The sequence below is a fragment of the Kitasatospora azatica KCTC 9699 genome (genome assembly GCF_000744785.1).
Classification (GTDB): Bacteria; Actinomycetota; Actinomycetes; order Streptomycetales; family Streptomycetaceae; genus Kitasatospora; species Kitasatospora azatica.
Genome location: NZ_JQMO01000002.1, coordinates 696,219 through 713,550 on the forward strand (window position 1 = coordinate 696,219; position 17,332 = coordinate 713,550).

Annotated in this window: 13 protein-coding genes and 1 pseudogene; 4 read left to right on the top strand and 10 right to left on the bottom strand. The window is 72.6% G+C overall.

What is annotated here, in order from left to right; genetic code table 11:
* Positions 1 to 75: 75 nt before the first annotated feature.
* The 6 genes from BR98_RS03455 to BR98_RS03480 form a co-directional block, all read right to left on the bottom strand.
* Positions 76 to 693 (bottom strand): TetR/AcrR family transcriptional regulator, encoded by a 618-nt coding sequence (locus BR98_RS03455; protein WP_035839930.1) that lies wholly within the window; start codon positions 691 to 693, stop codon positions 76 to 78.
* A gap of 110 nt (positions 694 to 803) precedes the next feature.
* A complete protein-coding gene (locus BR98_RS03460; protein ID WP_035839936.1) occupies positions 804 to 2,399 on the bottom strand; it encodes an AMP-binding protein in 1,596 nt (531 codons plus the stop codon).
* Positions 2,400 to 2,491: 92 nt separating this feature from the next.
* On the bottom strand, positions 2,492 to 3,673 hold the full coding sequence (locus BR98_RS03465) for an acyl-CoA dehydrogenase family protein (protein WP_035839939.1): 1,182 nt from the start codon (positions 3,671 to 3,673) through the stop codon (positions 2,492 to 2,494).
* Between the two features lie 14 nt (positions 3,674 to 3,687).
* Entirely contained in the window at positions 3,688 to 5,739 is a 2,052-nt protein-coding gene (locus tag BR98_RS03470; RefSeq protein ID WP_063774702.1) for an acetyl/propionyl/methylcrotonyl-CoA carboxylase subunit alpha, read from the bottom strand.
* Between the two features lie 14 nt (positions 5,740 to 5,753).
* On the bottom strand, positions 5,754 to 7,352 hold the full coding sequence (locus tag BR98_RS03475; RefSeq protein WP_035839942.1) for an acyl-CoA carboxylase subunit beta: 1,599 nt from the start codon (positions 7,350 to 7,352) through the stop codon (positions 5,754 to 5,756).
* Positions 7,349 to 9,109 carry an acyclic terpene utilization AtuA family protein gene (locus BR98_RS03480; RefSeq protein WP_035839945.1) on the bottom strand — a complete coding sequence of 587 codons (1,761 nt, stop codon included), beginning with the start codon at positions 9,107 to 9,109 and terminating at the stop codon, positions 7,349 to 7,351. Before BR98_RS03480 ends, BR98_RS03475 begins: the two co-directional genes overlap by 4 nt.
* A 209-nt stretch (positions 9,110 to 9,318) precedes the next feature.
* Here BR98_RS03480 and BR98_RS03485 point away from each other — a divergent pair, with 209 nt between their 5' ends.
* The 3 genes from BR98_RS03485 (at position 9,319) to BR98_RS40815 (ending at position 12,144) form a co-directional block, all read left to right on the top strand.
* The gene (locus BR98_RS03485; protein ID WP_035839948.1) at positions 9,319 to 10,059 is read left to right on the top strand and encodes a VOC family protein; all 741 of its coding nucleotides are present in this window, start codon (positions 9,319 to 9,321) and stop codon (positions 10,057 to 10,059) included.
* 273 nt (positions 10,060 to 10,332) lie between these two features.
* The gene (locus BR98_RS03490) at positions 10,333 to 10,998 is read left to right on the top strand and encodes an SMI1/KNR4 family protein (protein ID WP_198042118.1); all 666 of its coding nucleotides are present in this window, start codon (positions 10,333 to 10,335) and stop codon (positions 10,996 to 10,998) included.
* 135 nt (positions 10,999 to 11,133) lie between these two features.
* Positions 11,134 to 12,144 carry a DUF4190 domain-containing protein gene (locus BR98_RS40815; protein WP_051969258.1) on the top strand — a complete coding sequence of 337 codons (1,011 nt, stop codon included), beginning with the start codon at positions 11,134 to 11,136 and terminating at the stop codon, positions 12,142 to 12,144.
* Positions 12,145 to 12,450: 306 nt separating this feature from the next.
* Here BR98_RS40815 and BR98_RS03500 read toward each other — a convergent pair whose 3' ends face one another.
* Both BR98_RS03500 and BR98_RS03505 read right to left on the bottom strand, forming a co-directional pair.
* Positions 12,451 to 12,954, bottom strand: a complete 504-nt coding sequence (locus BR98_RS03500; protein WP_157537356.1) for a hypothetical protein — start codon at positions 12,952 to 12,954, stop codon at positions 12,451 to 12,453.
* A 251-nt stretch (positions 12,955 to 13,205) separates the two neighbouring features.
* On the bottom strand, positions 13,206 to 14,210 hold the full coding sequence (locus tag BR98_RS03505; RefSeq protein WP_083975928.1) for a phosphotransferase: 1,005 nt from the start codon (positions 14,208 to 14,210) through the stop codon (positions 13,206 to 13,208).
* A 391-nt stretch (positions 14,211 to 14,601) separates the two neighbouring features.
* On the opposite strand from BR98_RS03505, the gene BR98_RS38950 reads away from it, so the two are divergent.
* Positions 14,602 to 15,204 carry a hypothetical protein gene (locus BR98_RS38950; protein WP_051969259.1) on the top strand — a complete coding sequence of 201 codons (603 nt, stop codon included), beginning with the start codon at positions 14,602 to 14,604 and terminating at the stop codon, positions 15,202 to 15,204.
* A gap of 87 nt (positions 15,205 to 15,291) precedes the next feature.
* On the opposite strand, the pseudogene BR98_RS03515 reads toward BR98_RS38950, so the two are convergent.
* Positions 15,292 to 15,651: pseudogene (locus tag BR98_RS03515) on the bottom strand (peptide deformylase); the annotation flags it as partial.
* Positions 15,652 to 15,711: 60 nt separating this feature from the next.
* Positions 15,712 to 17,202, bottom strand: coding sequence for an oxidoreductase (locus BR98_RS03520; protein WP_324606652.1), 1,491 nt, complete (start codon positions 17,200 to 17,202; stop codon positions 15,712 to 15,714).
* Positions 17,203 to 17,332 lie beyond the last annotated feature (130 nt).

The window sequence follows — 17,332 nt, forward strand, 5'->3', positions numbered from 1 at the left end:
GTGCTGCTGCTCGGTTCCAGCCTGCCCGGTGATGGCGCGGCTGGCGACCGCGCGCGACCGATGGTGAACCGGCGGTCAGCGCGGCCGGTGGTCGTCCAGCGCCGCCTGGAGCATCCGGGACCACTGGCGGACCACCTTGGCACGCCGGGCGGCGTCGTCGGTGAGCAGGTTGGCCAGGCCCAGGCCGCGGGCCAGGTCCAGGGTGGCCTGGACGGACTCGCGGACGCCGGTGGCACTCTCATCCACGCCGAGGAACTCCAGGGTGGCCCGGTGCGATTCGCGGCCGACCCGGTTCTCCAGGGCGACGATCCGCTCGCGCAGCGGCTGCTCGGTGGCGGCGGCCACCCACAGGTGCAGGGCGGCGCGGAACAGCGGGCCGGTGTAGAGGCGCACGATCAGGTCGACCACGGCCTCGGTGCGGGCCGGTCCGGGCGGCGGCAGCTCGTCGGCGTCGGCCCGGACGGCGGCCAGCCGCTCAGCGGTGACGTGCTCGACGGCAGCGGTGAAGAGGTCCTCGCGGGTCGGGAAGTGGTGCTGAGCGGCTCCCCGTGTGACGCCGGCGCGTTCGGCCACCACGGTGACGGTGCTGCCGTTCCAGCCCAGCTCGGCCAGGCACTCCACGGCGGCCTCCAGCAGCCGGCGGCGGGTGGCTCGGCTGCGGTCCTGCTGCGGGGTGCGGGCGGCGGTGCTCATGGTGGTGCGCTCCGGTGGGGGTGCGGGGGCGGTGCGGTTGGGGTGGACGCGGTGCGGTACGGGCGGGCGGCTGTCGAATCTTCGCAGACCGGCGCCGCCCGCCCGGCCGGCTACCGCCCGCGCAGCTCGCGCAGCTCGCGGCGGAGGATCTTGCCGCTGGCGGACTTGGGTACCGCGCTCAGGAAGTCGACCGAGCGGACCTTCTTGTAGGGCGCGACTCGGGCGGCCACGAACTCCATCACCTCGGTCTCGGTCAGCTCGCTGCCCGGCGCGCGGACCACGAAGGCCTTCGGCCGTTCGGTGCCGTCCTGGTCGGTCACCCCGACCACGGCGGCGTCGGTGATCTGCGGGTGGGTCAGCAGCAGCGCTTCCAGTTCGGCCGGCGCCACCTGGTAGCCCTTGTACTTGATCAGCTCCTTGACCCGGTCGACGATGTGCAGGTAGCCGCGCTCGTCCACGTAGCCGACGTCGCCGGTGTGCAGCCAGCCGTCGGGGTCGATCATCGCGTCGGTCTCGCCCTGGCGGCCGAAGTAGCCCTTCATCACCTGCGGGCCGCGGATCAGGATCTCGCCGCGCTCGCCGGTGCCCAGGTCCTGTGCGGAGCCGTCCACGGTGAGGACCCGCAGCTCGGTGGAGGCGACCAGCTTGCCGACCGCGCCGGGCGACGGGTCCGGGTCGGCGAGCGGGACGAGGTGGGTGGCCGGGGAGAGCTCGGTCATGCCGTAGCCCTGATGGATCGTCGGCAGGCCGAGCCGGGCGGCGGCGGCTGCGGCCAGGGCGGCGTCCAGCGGGGCGGCGGCGCTGAGCACGTAGCGCAGCGAGGAGAGGTCGAACTGGTCGACCAGCGGGTGCTTGGCGAGGGCCAGCACGATCGGCGGTGCCACCAGCAGGCCCTCGATCCGGTGCTCCTGGATGGCGTGCAGGAACTGCTCGAGGTCGAACCGCGGCAGCACCACCACGGTCGCGCCGACCCGCAGCGGGCGGTGCATCAGGCTGCACAGGCCGTAGATGTGGAAGAAGGGCAGGACGGCCAGCAGGCGCTCGCCGGGCTCGGTGTGGTGGAGGGCGTCGACCTGGGCGAGGTTGGTGGCGATCGAGCGGTGGGTGAGCATCACGCCCTTGGGCAGGCCGGTGGTGCCGCTGGAGTAGGGCAGCACCGCCAGGTCGGTGGCCGGGTCGATGGGTATCTCGGGTGCGGGGGCGGTGCTGGCGGCGAGGTCGGCGAGGGTGCGGTGCTTCTCGTCGGTGCCGTCGTCGGTGCCGTGGTCGGTGCCGTCGAGCAGGAAGATCTCACGGATCGGGGTGCTTTCCGTGGCTGCCAGGGCGACGGGGAGCAGGGCCCTGGCGACGATGATCCAGCGCGCGCCACTGTCACGGAGCTGGCCGGCGAGCTCCTCGGGGGTGGCCAGCGAGGAGACGGTGGTGACCGTGGCGCCGGCCTTGACGGCGGCGTAGAAGGCGACCGGGTAGGTGATCGAGTTGGGGCTGAGCAGGGCCACCACATCACCCTTGACCAGGCCGGATTCGGCCAGCCCGGCGGCCACCCGGTCGACGGCGGCGGTCAGTTCGGCGTAGCTGAGCACCTCGCCGGTCAGCCCGTCGATCAGCGCGGGCGCGTCACCGAAGCGAGCGGCGCCGCCGAGTACGGCCTCGTGGAGCGGCAGTTCGACGGCTTGGACATCGGGGTACTCGCTGCGGAACACCATGGCGACTCCTGCGGGTGGGTGGGAGCACTGCGGATGCCCGAGGTGCTACCCGCGTGCCGGGGCGCGCACGCCCCGGCACGGCCGAGTACCTGTCAGTAGGAGCGCGGCAGGCCGAGGGTGTGCTGCGCGACGTAGTTGAGGATCATCTCGCGGCTGACCGGGGCTACCCGGCCGACCCGGGTGGCGGCGAGCAGCGCGGCCAGACCGTACTCCTGGGTGAGGCCGTTGCCGCCGAGGGTCTGGACCGCCTGGTCGACGGTGCGGGTGGCGGCCTCCCCGGAGGCGTACTTGGCCATGTTGGCGGCCTCGCCGGCGGCCAGGTCGTCGCCCGCGTCGTAGAGGTGGGCGGCCTTGCGCATCATCAGGCGGGCCAGCTCGATCTCGATCGCGCACTGCGCGAGCGGGTGCGCCAGGCCCTGGTGGGCGCCGATCGGGGTGTCCCAGACGGTGCGGGTCTTCGCGTACTCGGTGGCGGTGTTGAGGGCCTGGCGGGCCACCCCGAGGGAGAAGGCGGCGGTCATGATCCGCTCCGGGTTGAGCCCGGCGAAGAGCTGCAGCAGGCCGGCGTTCTCGTCGCCGACCAGCGCGTCGGCGGGCAGCCGGACGTCGTCCAGGAACACCTGGAACTGCCGCTCGGGCGAGAGGAGTTCCATCGGGATCGGGCGGTACTCGAAGCCGGGTGCCTCGCGCGGCACGATGAACAGCGCGGGCTTGAGCTTGCCGGTGCGGGCATCGGCGGTGCGGCCGACCACCAGCACGGCGTCGGAGCCGTCGATCCCGGAGATGAAGACCTTGCGGCCGTTGAGGATCCAATCCTCCCCGTCCCGGCGGGCCACGGTGGACAGCTTGTGCGAGTTCGAACCGGCGTCGGGCTCGGTGATGGCGAAGGCCATCCGACGGGTGCCGTCGGCGAGTCCGGGCAGCCAGGCCTGCTTCTGCTGCTCGGTGCCGAACCGGGACAGGATGGTGCCGCAGATCGCCGGGGAGACCACCAGCATCAGCAGCGGGCAGCCGACCGTGCCCAACTCCTCGAGAACAATCGAGAGTTCGTAGACACCGGCGCCGCCACCGCCGTACTCCTCGGGGAGGTTGACGCCGAGGAAGCCCAGCTTGCCGGCCTCGGACCAGAGTTCGTCGGTGTGCTCGCCGGCCCGGGCCTTGGCCAGGAAGTAGCTGGAGCCGAAGCGGCGGCCGAGGTCACCGACCGCCTGGCGCAGCGCGATCCGTTCCGGGGTCTCGATCAGGGGGCTCTCGGTGCTGTTCGGTGCGGACATGGCTGGTCCTCCGGTCAGGGCTGAGGTGCGGGATCAACTACGGGGTCGACTGTGGGCCCGGCTACGGGCTCGGCTTCGTACTCGGCTGCGGGCTCGACCAGGCGATCGGTTTCGGGCTCGGTTTCGGGCTCCGCGCCGTGTTCGGCTTCGTACCCGGCTACGGGCTCGACGACTGCGAGCAGGGCGCCCAGCTCGACCTGCTGGCCGGCAGCGGCGCGCAGTTCGGTCAGGACGCCGTCCACCGGAGCGGTGACCTGGTGCTCCATCTTCATCGCCTCCAGCCAGAGCAGCGGCTGGCCGGCCGCCACCCGCTCCCCCGCCGCGACGGCGAGGCGGATCACGGTACCGGGCATCGGAGCGAGCAGCGCGCCCGGGTCCTGCTGGACCACCGGCTCGGGGAAGCGCGGAAGTGCGGTGAGTGCAACGGAGGTTGACGGCAGGTCGAGGTGGATCGCGGAGCCGTGGGCTGCGACCTCGATGGTGCGGCGCAGGCCGTCGACCTCCAGCACCACCTGGGTAGGGGTGGCCGAGATCAGCCGCACGCCGGGGTGGTCCTCGGCGAACAGTCCGTCCCTGGTGATGCGGTAACGCACCGTCAGTTCCGCGCCGTCGGCGGCCCGGTAGCTCTTGAACTGCGGCTGCGACGGCAGGTTGCGCCAGCCCGAGGGCAGCGCGCCGGGCCGGACGGCGGCGTCGGCGAGGGCGGCGGCCAGGGCGGCCAACGGCAGTTCGCGCTTGTCGGCCGGCTCGCCGAGCAGCTCAGCGGCGTGCTCGGCCAGAAAGGCGGTGTCCAACTCCACGGCCAGGAAGGCTGGGTGGCGCAGTACCCGGACCAAGAGATCGCGATTGGTCACCAGGCCGTGGATCCGGGTACGGGTCAGCGCGGCGGCCAGTCGGCGGGCGGCGGCGGCCCGGGTGGGCGCCCAGGCGATCACCTTGGCGAGCATCGGGTCGTAGTGGACGCCCACCGTGCCGCCGCTCTCGACACCCGAATCCACTCGCAGGCCGTCGCCGGTGGGGAATTCGATCCGGTGCAGCAGGCCGCTCTGTGGCTGCCAGCCGGCCGCCGGGTCCTCGGCGTAGAGCCGGGCCTCGATCGCGTGGCCGCGCGGGGCCGGCGGCTCGATCGGCAGTGACTGGCCTTCGGCGACGGCGAGTTGCAGCTCGACCAGGTCGAGTCCGGTGACGCACTCGGTGACCGGGTGCTCGACCTGCAGGCGGGTGTTCATCTCCAGGAAGAAGAACCGCCCGTCCGGTGCGAGCAGGAACTCGACGGTCCCCGCCCCGGTGTACCCGATCGCCCGGGCGGCAGCCGTGGCCGCCGTGGCGAGCCGGGTGCGCAGTTCCTCGTCCAGACCGGGCGCCGGGGTCTCCTCGATCACCTTCTGGTGCCGGCGCTGGATCGAGCAGTCCCGCTCGCCGAGCGCCCAGACGGTGCCGTGCGCATCGGCCAGCAGCTGCACCTCGATGTGCCGACCGGCCGGCAGATAGGGTTCGAGGAACACCTCGCCGTCCCCGAAAGCAGCTGCCGCCTCGGCCGCAGCTGCCGTCAACTCGCCTGGCAAGTCCTTGAGTTCGCGGACCACTCGCATGCCACGACCGCCACCGCCGGCAGCCGCCTTGACCAGCAGCGGCAGGTCGGCCTCGGCGGCCTCCGCCGGGTCGACGGGAGCCAGCACCGGCACCCCCGCCTCGGCCATCAGCCGCTTGGCGGCGGTCTTCGAACCCATCGCGGCCATCGCCTCGGGCGAGGGGCCGACCCAGGTCAGGCCCGCGTCCAGGACGGCCCGGGCGAAGGCCGGATCCTCGGAGAGGAAGCCGTAGCCCGGGTGGACGGCATCCGCCCCGGCGGCCAGCGCGGCCCGGATCAGCAGCTCGCCACGGAGGTAGGTGTCGGCGGGCGCCGCACCGGGCAGCCGGACGGCGGTGTCGGCCTCGCGGACGTGCGGGGCCTGCGCGTCCGGATCGGAGTGCACCGCGACGGTGGCGATGCCGAGCTCCCGGCAGGTCCGGGCGATCCGGCGGGCGATCTCGCCCCGGTTGGCGATCAGCAGGCTCTGGATCATGATCTGACGGTTCCTCACATCCGGAAGACGCCGTATCCACGCGCCCCCTGTACCGGGGCGCTGTGGATCGCGGACAGGCACAGGCCCAGCACGGTTCGGGTGTCGCGCGGGTCGATCACGCCGTCGTCGTAGAGCCGTCCGGAGAGGAAGGCCGGCAGCGACTCCGCCTCGATCTGCTGCTCGACCATGGCGCGGATGGTCGCGTCGGCCTCCTCGTCGTACGGCTGCCCCTTGGCGGCGGCCGACTGGCGGGCCACGATCGAGAGCACACCGGCCAGTTGCTGCGGTCCCATGACGGCGGACTTGGCGCTCGGCCAGGCGAACAGGAAGCGCGGCTCGTAGGCCCGCCCGCACATCCCGTAGTGCCCGGCCCCGTAGGAGGCGCCCATCAGCACCGACAGGTGCGGGACGGTGCTGTTGGAGACCGCGTTGATCATCATCGCGCCGTGCTTGATGATGCCGCCCTGCTCGTACTCCTTGCCGACCATGTAGCCGGTGGTGTTGTGCAGGAAGATCAGCGGGATGTCCCGCTGGTTGGCCAACTGGATGAACTGGGTGGCCTTCTGCGACTCCTGGCTGAACAGCACACCCTGGGCGTTGGCCAGGATGCCGACCGGGAAACCGTGCAGGGTGGCCCAGCCGGTGGTCAGGCTGGCGCCGTAGCGCGGCTTGAACTCGTCGAAGTCGGAGCCGTCGACGATCCGGGCGATCACCTCGCGCGGATCGAAGGGGACCTTGAGGTCGCCCGGGACGATGCCGAGCAGCTCCTCCTCGGCGTACTTGGGCGGTTCGGCCGTCAGGTCCGGGCCCGGGCCGGCCTTGCGCCAGTGCAGCCGGTGCACGATCCGCCGGGTCAGCCGCAGCGCGTCCGGCTCGTCGGCGGCGAAGTGGTCGGCCAGGCCGGAGATGCGGGCGTGCATCTCGGCGCCGCCCAGCGACTCGTCGTCGGACTCCTCGCCGGTGGCCATCTTGACCAGCGGCGGGCCGCCCAGGAACACTTTCGCGCGCTCCTTGACCAGAACGGTGTGGTCGGACATGCCCGGGACGTAGGCGCCGCCGGCCGTGGAGTTGCCGAAGACCACGGCGATGGTGGGGATTCCGGCGGCGGACAGTCGGGTCAGGTCGCGGAAGAGCGCGCCGCCCGGGATGAAGATCTCCTTCTGGCTGGGCAGGTCGGCGCCGCCGGACTCGACCAGGTTGATCAGCGGCAGCCGGTTGCGCAGCGCGATCTCGTTGGCCCGCAGTGCCTTGCGCAGGGTCCACGGGTTGCTGGCGCCGCCGCGCACGGTCGGGTCGTTGGCGGTGATCACGCACTCGGTGCCCTCGACGGTGCCGATGCCGGTGACCAGCGCCGCGCCGACCGGGTGGTCGCTGCCCCAGGCGGCGAGCGGGGAGAGCTCCAGGAACGGCGAGTCCGGGTCGAGCAGCAGCTCGATCCGCTCCCGGGCCAGCAACTTGCCGCGCGCCCGGTGGCGTTCGACGTACTTGGGGCCGCCGCCGGCCAGCGCCTTGGCGTGTTCGGTGTCCAGCGCGGCGAGTTTGACGAGCATCGCCTCGCGGTGCGCGCGGTAGTCGGGCGAGCCGGGGTCGAGGCGGGTGGCGAGGACGGTCACAGCAGCACCTCCGGGATGTCCAGGTGACGGGAGCGGAGCCACTCGCCCAGCGCCTTGGCCTGCGGGTCGAACCGGGCCTGGGCGGCGACGCCCTCGCCGAGCAGGCCTTCGATGACGAAGTTGACGGCGCGCAGGTTCGGCAACAGGTGGCGGGTGATGGTCAACTCGGCTGTCTCGGGCAGGAGTAGGCGCAGCCGGTCGACCGTCAGGGTGTGGGCGAGCCAGCGCCAGGCCTGGTCGGTGCGCACCCAGACCCCGAGGTTGGCGTCGCCGCCCTTGTCCCCGCTGCGGGCGCCGGCGATCAGGCCGAGCGGAGCGCGGCGGGTGGGGCCGAAGTCCGACGCTTCCAGTACCTCCTCCTCGGCCTCCTCCATCAGGGGCGTGGCGGTCGCGCTGACACTCGCGGGCGGGATCGGGTGCCTGGTCCCGTCCGGGTGGACGGCCCAGTGCTCGACCTCCTTGGCGTCCAGGTAGGCCGCCTCGAACACCCCGTAGGGCGCGCCGGGCCCCGGGGGTGCGGTGAGGTGGAAGCCCGGGTAGCCGGCCAGGCCGAGTTCCACGGCGGCGGAGCTGACGGCCCGTCCGACCTTGGCCTGATCCCGGTCGCGCACGGTGAGTTGGAGCAGTGCGCTGGCCTGCTGCTCGGTCGGGGCATCCGGCCGGTCGGTGCGCGCCAGCGTCCAGCGCAGCTCCTCGGGCCGCCGCTCGCCGGCCAGCGCGGCCTCCAACTGGGTGCGGACCAGGGCGGCCTTGGCCTCGATGTCCAGGCCGGTGAGGACGAAGACCACCTCGTTGCGCCAGCCGCCGACGCGGTTCAGGCCGACCTTGAGGGTGGCCGGCGGCGCCTCGCCGCGCACGCCGCTGATCCGCACCCGGTCCGGTCCCTGCTGCTCGAGCCGGACGGTGTCCAGCCGGGCCGTCACATCCGGTCCGAGGTAGCGCGGACCACCGGTCTCGTACAGGAGTTGGGCGGTGACCGTGCCGACCGTGACCGCTCCCCCGGTGTCCGGGTGCTTGGTGATCACGCTGCTGCCGTCGGCGTGCAGCTCGGCGAGCGGGAAGCCCGGGTGGGCCAGGTCGTGGCCGGCTTCGGCAAGGTCGGCGAAGAACGCGTAGTTGCCGCCCGTCGCCTGCGCCCCGCACTCCAGCACGTGACCCGCGACCACGGCACCGGCGAGCGCGTCGAAGTCCGTCGGCCCCCAACCGAAGTGCGCGACGGCCGGTCCCACCACCAGTGCGGCGTCGGTCACCCGCCCGGTGACCACCAGGTCGGCGCCGCCGCGCAGACAGTCGGCGATCCCGAACGCACCGAGGTAGGCGTTGGCAGCGAGCAGGTTGGCGGGATCGGTGAACTCCGGGGCACGGGCGAGCAGGTCGTCGCCGCTGACATGACCGACGCGCAGGTCGATGCCCTGGCGCTTGGCGAGCTCGCCAACCGCATCGGCGAGCCGAGCCGGATTGAGCCCGCCAGCATTGACCACGATCCGCACCCCCCGCTCCACCGCGAGCCCCAGGCACTCCTCCAGCTGCCGGAGAAATCCCTTGGCGTACCCCAGGTTTGGGTCCTTGAGCCGGTCGCGGGCAAGGATCAGCATGGTCAGCTCGGCAAGGTAGTCCCCGGTGACGACGTCCAGCGGCCCACCCGTCAGCATCTCGCGGAACGCCGAGAAGCGATCGCCATAGAAACCGGACGCGTTCCCGATCCGAAGCGGAGCCGGTGACGCGGACTGCTGTGCGGACGCTGCGGACTTGGGCATACGGCGGCAGCCTCTCTGACGCGGGCGCGATGCGTGGTGCGTGGTGCGCGGAGCGCGGTGCGGGGTGCGGGGTACGCGGTCGGATCGATAGTGGGGCAGCTTCAGGAAAAAAGCAATCATGCGTGCTTGTTTTTGCCCTGGGACACGATGACTCTCTGCTCGGCAACGGTGCGGATGCCGCTGCAGCGCCGGTGCATAGGATCGCCGGCATGGCACTGCGACCTGTTCACGTGAATATCAAGGCCCTCGATCACTCGGTGGTCGGCCGGTTCTGGGCGGCGGCGCTCGGCTGGAGTGCTTACAGCGCCGGCGTGACCACTTACGTCGGACCCGTCGGCGGGCCCGTTTGGCCGGACCCGGTCGGCGTCGGCATCGATGTCATCCCCGTCCCGCAAGCCAAGACATCGACGAAGAACCGTGTGCACCTCGATCTCGCCACCACCTCCGCGGCCCATCAGGCGGAGTTGGTCGCGCGCCTCCAGGCTCTCGGTGCGACGCCCGCCGACGTCGGCCAGGGCGAGGTGCCGTGGACGGTTCTCGCCGACCCCGAGGGGAACGAGCTCTGCGTGCTGGAGCCTCGGGAGAGCTACCGGGACACCGGACCGATCGCCGCCGTGGTGGTCGACTGCACGGATCCGCGGGCCATGGCCCGGTTCTGGGGTAAGGCGATCGACTGGACCCTGCACGAGGTGACCGACGATCATGCGGCGTTGCGCTCCCCCAAGGGGGTCGGCCCGTATCTCGAGTTCCTCCGCACGCCCGACGTGAAGACCGTGCCGGACCGCGTCCATCTTGACCTGCTCCCCTACCCCGGCGACGACCAAGCAGCGGAGGCGGCTCGGCTGCGGGCCCTCGGCGCCACCGACCTCGACCTCGGCCAGGGCGATGTCCCGTGGACCTGCCTGACCGACCCGGAGGGCCACGAGCTCTGCGTCCTCGCCCCGTCCTGACGCGGATCCTTGACGACACCCCGGCACAGGAGCCCGGTGTGGCCCTGGCGCAAGATCATTAAGCGGCCGGGCCGGCGACCCGGTCCGTCCGAATCCGCATTGATCCTTCTCAACAGGGCTGGCACGATCGCCGGTAGCGAGCCCCGGATCTGGGCGGTCGACCTGGGCGGCAGGTGACGTGCCGTCGGTTCGACAGCGCAGCCACAGCAGAGGCCGATGACCAACGCTGCATGGAGGCGGTAAGTGATGGGGGCAAGGGTGGACTGGCCGGGTGTGCGTGCGCAGGTCCTGGCTCTTGGGGCAGCGCCGTTCTCGGAGAAGGTCTTCGGTGCCCGCCAGCAGGGGTCCGGGCATGCCTTCCAACTGGAACCGCCCCTGAGCGAGGCCGAGGTGGCAGCGGCCGAGGACGAGCTCGGCGTCTCCCTGCCCGCGACCTATCGCACGTTCCTCCTGGAGGTGGGCGCAGGCGGGGCCGGACCCTACTACGGGATCTTTCCCCTCCGGCACGACGGGCGGGGATGGCACTGGATCGATGACAGCGGGATTCGCAGTGACAACGCCCTCCTGGGACAGGCGTTTCCATCAGCGACCGAGCGGGCCCGGTGGGCGGAGGAACTCGATGCCCGCGAGCCCGTCGAGGAGGACTTTCCCAACGACCAGTCATATCTCGCCGCCTTCCGCTCCTGGGACGCCGAGTGGGAGACCCTGCACGCAGCGATGACTGCGGGGGCGATCCGCCTCAACCACCACGGATGCGGCTACTACACCTGGCTCGTCGTCACCGGGCCGGAGCGCGGCAGTCTGTGGATCGACCTTCGAGCAGCCGACGGCCCCATCAAACCGCTCTCGGCCGGACCGAACCGCGTCGACTTCCGCGACTGGTACCTGGACTGGCTGACCCGGGCAACCGCCGAGGCACACGGGGGCACGGCCGGGTAAGTCCCGCTTGCACAGTGGCCACCAGCGCGCGAACGACCGCACCGGGGGGCGGGTCGCCGCGGCACGCTAGAGTCCGGCCGTGATCGAACTGCTGCGTGGGCAGCAGACAGCGGCTTGGGGCGGGGAGGGGGAAGCATGACGGACGCGGAACGACCGGAGGACGGCGGGGCGACGAGAGCGCCGCAGGACGCGGTGCCTCAGGACGAGGTGCAGGACGCGGTGCCGCAGGACGTGCCGCAGCAGGCGGTGCAGGACGCGGTGCCGCAGGACGCCCGCCCTGCCAACCCGTGGGCGGCGCCTGGCGCCCCGGGTGATGACTCGGTCCCGATCGGCTACCCGTACCCGCACGCGCACGGACCGGCCGGGTACGGGTACCCGCAGCCCGGCTACCCCCACCGGTACGGTCCCGTCGACCAGCGCCCGATGGTGGCCGGGACCAACGGACTGGCCATCACTTCGCTGGTCACCGGACTCACCTGCTGCCTGTGGCCGGCGGCGCTGGGCTTCGGGATCGCCGCGCTGGTCCAGCTGCGGCGACGCCGCCAGGGCGGGCTCGGGCTCGCCGTCGCCGGGGTACTGCTCGGGGTCCTGGGACTGATCGCGGGGGTGGTGCAGGTGGTCAGCGACGACTTCCTGGACGTCAGCGCGGCGCCCAGGAGCCGGCCGTCCCTGCCGGCCCTGCCCTGGCCGAGCGGTCTGCCCACCACACCGCCGAGCCTGTCCGGCCTGACCCAGGTTCAGCAGGACTTCGTGGACGCCATGACCGAGCTCGACCTCCAGAACCGGGTGTTGGAGATCCCGGTGGACGACCGGGGCATGGCGTTCGAGGAGTCGACCAGAACCGCACAGGTCCTCGTGGACACCGAGGTGCAACTCGACAAGCGGCAGTGGCCGAGCGAGGTGCAGGGCACCATCGCCACGCTGGTCAGCAGTCTCGAGGCCGACAAGGCGGTCTGGCGGGCCGCCGCCAACGACACCGCGGACCCGGTCGCCGCGTACCACAACGCTCTGCGGACCAACGCCCCCTCGATAGCCGAGAACCTCGCCCGCACGGCCCTCGGGCTCACCGAGAACAATCGGCCGGCCACCCCGAGCAGCACCCCGGTCCCCGGAGCGACCGACAGCGCCCCGGCCGGCTCGGTCTGAGCGCGCCGGGGCACGTCGCAGTCCACGCGAGAGCGCCAGCCGCGCGCGCTGCGGTCGGCCGCATCGAGTGCCTTTTCCGCTGAAGTGATCGCTTCCCGGGTTCCACGACAGCGCGCGGCTGATCCACGATGACCCCCGCTACGCCGGCACGCCGCTGCCGAGCCTGCCCGGCATGTGTGCAGGCGGGCCACGGGGTTGTCCGCGGACAGGACCCAGACACCACCGGTAAGAGCGGCTGACTCGGTGTCAGGCGGTACCGCGCGCTACCATCCGCGCCGAACCACGGTCGAGGAAGAGAGCGGGGCGTCACCGCATGTCGGAGCACGAGGCAGAGCCGGGCGGCGGCGAGCCGGAGCACATACCGGCGCTCCGCGAGGAGGAGCAGCCGGAGCCCACTGAGCAGGTGTCTCCCGCTCGGCGTCCGCTCGCGGCCCGGGTGGCCGGCCGTCGTGGGCTCGCGCTCGCGGCGGCAGCCGCGGTGTTGGTGGCTACCGGCGTGGTGGTCTGGGGCGCGTCCGGGCACGGCGGGGGCGGTACGGCGGTCGCGCCGGCGCCGAGCCCGTCGGTATCGCCGACTGCCGCCTCGGCCGTCGCCTCTGCCGCCGCCTCGGTTTCCGGCTCCCCGAGCGACAGTTCGACGCCCACGCCCGCGGCGTCCACCGCGTCCCCCACACCGTCTCCCACGCCGTCCCCGAGCGGAAGCACCGAGCCGACGCCCGCCACCACCTCGGCGCGACCGCGCAGCACTGCGCATGCCACCCGGACGCCGCTCACCCAGATGTCGCCGCGAGCCTGCGACAACTGCAGCATGGGCACCCCAGCGGGCCCCACGGCGACCTGCGCACGGAATCCGCAGGGTGTGATCATGACCTGTGACCCGGTGCAGAGCGGCATCCCGATTCCGCGCACCGACAGCCCCACGCCCTTCGTCCCGCAGTCGCTGCCGCCCAGCTGGCCGCTGCCCTGACCCATCGTCACTGCGTGAACCAGCTCGACGGGTGGGCTCGGTCCAGACGCCTGACGCTACCGAGAGGTGCCCGGCCACAGGGGCGAGATTGCGGTCAGTGCCCCGGAACGAGGCCGACGGCATCGGCTGGCCGAGCTCCCTGGTCTTCTGCGCCGGCGGACCTTGTGCGGTGGGCCGTTGCGGTCAGGCGTTCCAGGGCGGCGTGGCCGGGTGGGCCCCAGGTGGGCTTGCCGCCGGGGCGGCCGTGGACGCCGGCAGCTCCGATGAGGATGCAGGAGAGGGCTTTCAGCACCGCGCAGCCGCGGGCGCGGCGCAGGGTCGCTGCGTCCACGGTCGGCTCGTGTGCGGCATGGAACTCGTATGCGGCATGAAAACGGTCGGCGGCGCCGTCCGGCAGCAGGATCCACGCGGCAGCGAGGTCGCAGGCGGGATCGCCCGCGCAGAGGTCGCCGAAGTCGATCACGCCGCAGATGGTGCTGTCCGCGGTGAGGACGTTGGCCGGATGCAGGTCGCCGTGGAGCCACAGCGGCGGGCCGGCCCAGGCGGGCGCAGCGGCAGCGTCCTCCCACACGGCGCGGACGGCCTCCGGGTCGGGGATCAGCCCCATCTCGGTGGCCGAGGCGAGCATCGTGGCGAACCCCTCGGCGTACTCGGCCAGCGGCCCGCCGCGGTAGCGGCCGGTGGGAGCCCCGGTGGGAGCAGGCCGGTGAAGAGCGGTGAGGAAGGCTGCCAGGGCGTCGGCCGCCTCCGCGCCGCGCGTGACGGGGGCGCGGTCGGCGGGCTCGCCCTGCACCCAGGTGGTGACGATCCACGGCCGCGGCAACCGCTCGGAGGGCTCACCGAGGCGCTGCGGTACGGGGACCGGAAGAGGGAGCTGCGGGGCAAGTGCGGGCAGCCACGCGTACTCCTTGCGCAGCAGCTCGTCGGCGGACTGCGTCGCCCAGGGCAGCCGCACCGCGAGATCGTCGCCGAGCCGCCACAGCTGGTTGTCCCAGCCGCGCGCGCCAAGGCTCAACGGACGGTCGGCCAAGTCGGGGTGCTGGTCGCGCAGCAGATCCCGGATCAGCTCTGCGGTGATCTCGATCTCGGTGTGGGTCATGCGGAGCCACGGTAGTCGCCCGGCAATCCGGGGTTGGTGACGCCCGGCCCGCTCGGTAGCGGTTCCCGGCGCTGGCGGCGGTCATGGTGGCGGTCATGGCGGCGGGGCGCGGATGGCAAAGGTTCGCTCTTCTGCGGCTTCGAAGAGGCTGGGAGACAGGTGAGAGCCAGCTAAGGACAAGTTCGGACAAATGGGTGCTGCTCGGCTGATGTCGGGCGCGGGTGGGCGGGTCGTCGGCGCGATCGGATCCGGGAAGCTCCCAGGAAGGCCCAGGCTTTATCAACGACCGTGCGGAACAGTCATCCGTGCCGTTGGCGCCAAGCCCCCGCTGCGCCAACGGCACCCCCGACCGACTCCGCACCCGCTGAACCGAATCCAGGAGGCACCGGCCTTGTCCCGGACCACCATCCGCTCCGCCGGGGCCGCTGCACTGCTGGCCGCCGGCCTGCTGCTGACGGGCTGCTCGTCCTCCTCCACGGCCTCGTCGAGCTCGGCCGCCGCCGGCTCACCGTCCGCCAGTGCTTCCAACAGCCGGTCCGCCGAGATGGCGGCGTACGCCGACTGCCTGAAGCAGCACGGTGTGACGCTGCCGTCCGGGCGGCCCAGCGGACGTCCGAGCGGTCGGCCCAGCGACCGGCCCACTGACCGGCCCAGCGGGGGCCCGGGCGGTGGCGGCTTCTTCGGTGGCGGCTCGCCCGACCCGGCCCGGCAGGCCGCGCTGCAGGCCTGCGCCTCGCTGCGCCCGCAGGGCAACGGGCAGGGGCGCGGCGGGTTCAACAGCACGGCGATGCAGGCGTTCACCAGCTGCCTGAAGGACCACGGCGTGACGCTGCCCGCGAGCGGCGGCCTGCGCGCGCTCAACACCGCCGATCCGGCGACGGCCGCCGCCTACAAGACCTGCGAGCCGCTGCTGCCCGCCCGCGGGTCGGACGCACCGTCAGCTCCCGCCTCCGGTGAGCCCTCGCCGGGAGTGACGGACAGCCCGACTTCCTGACGGCCGGGCTGTCAGGTGGTCGGACTGCCTGGCGGCCAGGCCTCCCGGCGGCTCGACCTCCTGACAGCGCGTTGGCCGGAGAGGGTGTCAGCGGCCGGCCAGCGCCTCGGTGAGGGAGGCCCGACGGGCCAGCACCTCGTCTCGACGCTTGGCCATCTCGCGCAGCACGGACTTGCGGGCCCGAGTGGAGAGCCGGTCCAGGTAGAGCCGGCCGAGCAGATGCTCGGTCTCGTGCTGGAGGCAGCGGGCGAAGTAGCCGGTCCCCTCGATCACCAGTGGCTTGCCGTCCTTGTCCTGACCGCGCACCACGGCGCGGTCGGGGCGGGACAGGTCGCGGTAGGGGCCGGGCACGGAGAGGCAGCCCTCGCCGGCCTCGGCGAGGCGCCGCTCGGACACCGGGAGCTCGTCGAGCACCGGGTTGGCGATGTGGCCGACGTGCCTGACGCCGTTTCTCGGTCGCTGCCGCTGCGCAGGCCGTGCGTCACCGTCGCAGCGGTTACCGAGCGGTTACTGGCGGTTGAGGGATCTGCTGACGCCGGCCAGCAGGGCTGTGGTGAGCAGCCAGCCGGCCGCGATCAGGCCGTAGCCGAACCACTGCTGCGAGCCGGTCCAGTACCAGGCCGTGCGCTGGCCGAAACCGCCGATCGGCAGCAGCAGGTCGAGCGTGTAGATCATCGGGCTGAACGGGGCGCCGGGGTCGGCCTGGGCCGGGGTCGGGTGTCCGACGGTGAAGACGGCCGTGCCCAGGGCGGTGAGGGCGAGCAGCCAGATCCCCGCCTGCCACGGGCGGTAGCCGTAGCCGACGGTGGCGTCGAGCACCCGTCCCCAGGCCCGCCCGAGCGGGTGCAGGGTCCGTCGTCGGCGGCGTTGCTTGGCGAGCAGTACCCGCCGCGCCGCGTCGTCCTCACCGACCTTGCGGTACCAGGCCGCCAGTTGCTCGTACGGCTGCGGCGAGTAGCCCGGCAGTCGGGCCAGCCAGGCCAGGCGGCGGGGTACGTCGAGGCTGGGTGCGGCGCTCTGCAGTGAGGTGTAGGTGAGGCCGTCGAGGCGGGTGTCCGGCGGCCAGCCGAGCTCGTTGTCGCTGAGCACGGCCAGCTGCGCCTCCTGCAGGTCGACGCTGCCGCGCGGCGTGGCGGCGGGGGCCAGCCGCAGCTCGCCGGCCCGCAACCGGTTGGCGTCCAGGGCGACTTCGGTGTTGCCGAAGACGGATCCGGCGAGCGAGAGCCGGCTGCGGACGGTGGCGCCGGGCAGCCGGATCGCGCCGTCGGCAGTGAAGCCGTCGGACAGCATCATGGCGGATGCGTTCAGATCGTCGCCGGTGAGCGCGTCGCCGCCCGGGTTGTCGATCCGGGCGCCCTCCATGAACAGGCCGCCGTTGAACTTGGCGCCGACCAGCCGCAGTCCGCCCCGCGCGCTGAAGCCGTTGCGGGCGAAGCAGCCCCCGTCCAGCACGATGCCGCCTGCCCACAGTGCCCAGGCCGGCCCCGGCTCACCGGGTTGCAGCAGCTCCCCGGCGGTCAACCGGACGCCGCTGAGCCGTAGTTCACCGGTCACCCGGGCGCGGGTGAGGGTGAGGCGGCCGTCGATGACGGAGTTCTCGAAGAAGAGGTTGCCGTCCAGGTTCAGCAGCCACCCGTCCAGTCCGGGTATTCGGCAGGAGAGCAGCGCGGTCGAGCGCATGGTGGCGCCGCGGAGGTTCACCTGCTCCTCGAAGCGGCACCGGCTGAGCGTCAGCTCGTGTTCCACCCGGGCGCCGGCCAGGTCCAGCCGCCCGGTGATCCGCGCACCCGTGAGCCGTACGGCGGCGACCGCGCCGGGCTCTGGGCTGCGCACGCCCAGCAGCAGTGCGGCGACCACCTCGGCCCGTACCGTGCGCTCGGCGCCCCAGCCGGCCTCGTCCACGGGATCGGCCGGCCCCAGGTCGACGGCGGCGCCGGTCGGGAAGGCGTCCCAGACCTGTCGCTCGACCTCGCTGAGCTCCTCGTATGCCAGCACCACGCCTCCCCCGGCTCCATCTCGACCGGATGAACCCTAGCGAACGCCCCCACCCTGAGCTGATCCGGTGTCAGACGGTGTCAGGCGGTGGCGGACGGCGGCGGACGGCGGCTAACTGGGACTCCGCAGCACC

Excerpts from the sequence above, each read along its gene's own strand:
- BR98_RS03455 (WP_035839930.1), bottom strand. The coding sequence starts at position 693 with ATGAGCACCGCCGCCCGCACCCCGCAGCAGGACCGCAGCCGAGCCACC.
- BR98_RS03460 (WP_035839936.1), bottom strand. The coding sequence starts at position 2,399 with ATGGTGTTCCGCAGCGAGTACCCCGATGTCCAAGCCGTCGAACTGCCG.
- BR98_RS03465 (WP_035839939.1), bottom strand. The coding sequence starts at position 3,673 with ATGTCCGCACCGAACAGCACCGAGAGCCCCCTGATCGAGACCCCGGAA.
- BR98_RS03470 (WP_063774702.1), bottom strand. The coding sequence starts at position 5,739 with ATGATCCAGAGCCTGCTGATCGCCAACCGGGGCGAGATCGCCCGCCGG.
- BR98_RS03480 (WP_035839945.1), bottom strand. The coding sequence starts at position 9,109 with ATGCCCAAGTCCGCAGCGTCCGCACAGCAGTCCGCGTCACCGGCTCCG.
- BR98_RS03485 (WP_035839948.1), top strand. The coding sequence starts at position 9,319 with ATGGCACTGCGACCTGTTCACGTGAATATCAAGGCCCTCGATCACTCG.
- BR98_RS40815 (WP_051969258.1), top strand. The coding sequence starts at position 11,134 with ATGACGGACGCGGAACGACCGGAGGACGGCGGGGCGACGAGAGCGCCG.
- BR98_RS03500 (WP_157537356.1), bottom strand. The coding sequence starts at position 12,954 with ATGCTGCAGTTGTCGCAGGCTCGCGGCGACATCTGGGTGAGCGGCGTC.
- BR98_RS03505 (WP_083975928.1), bottom strand. The coding sequence starts at position 14,210 with ATGACCCACACCGAGATCGAGATCACCGCAGAGCTGATCCGGGATCTG.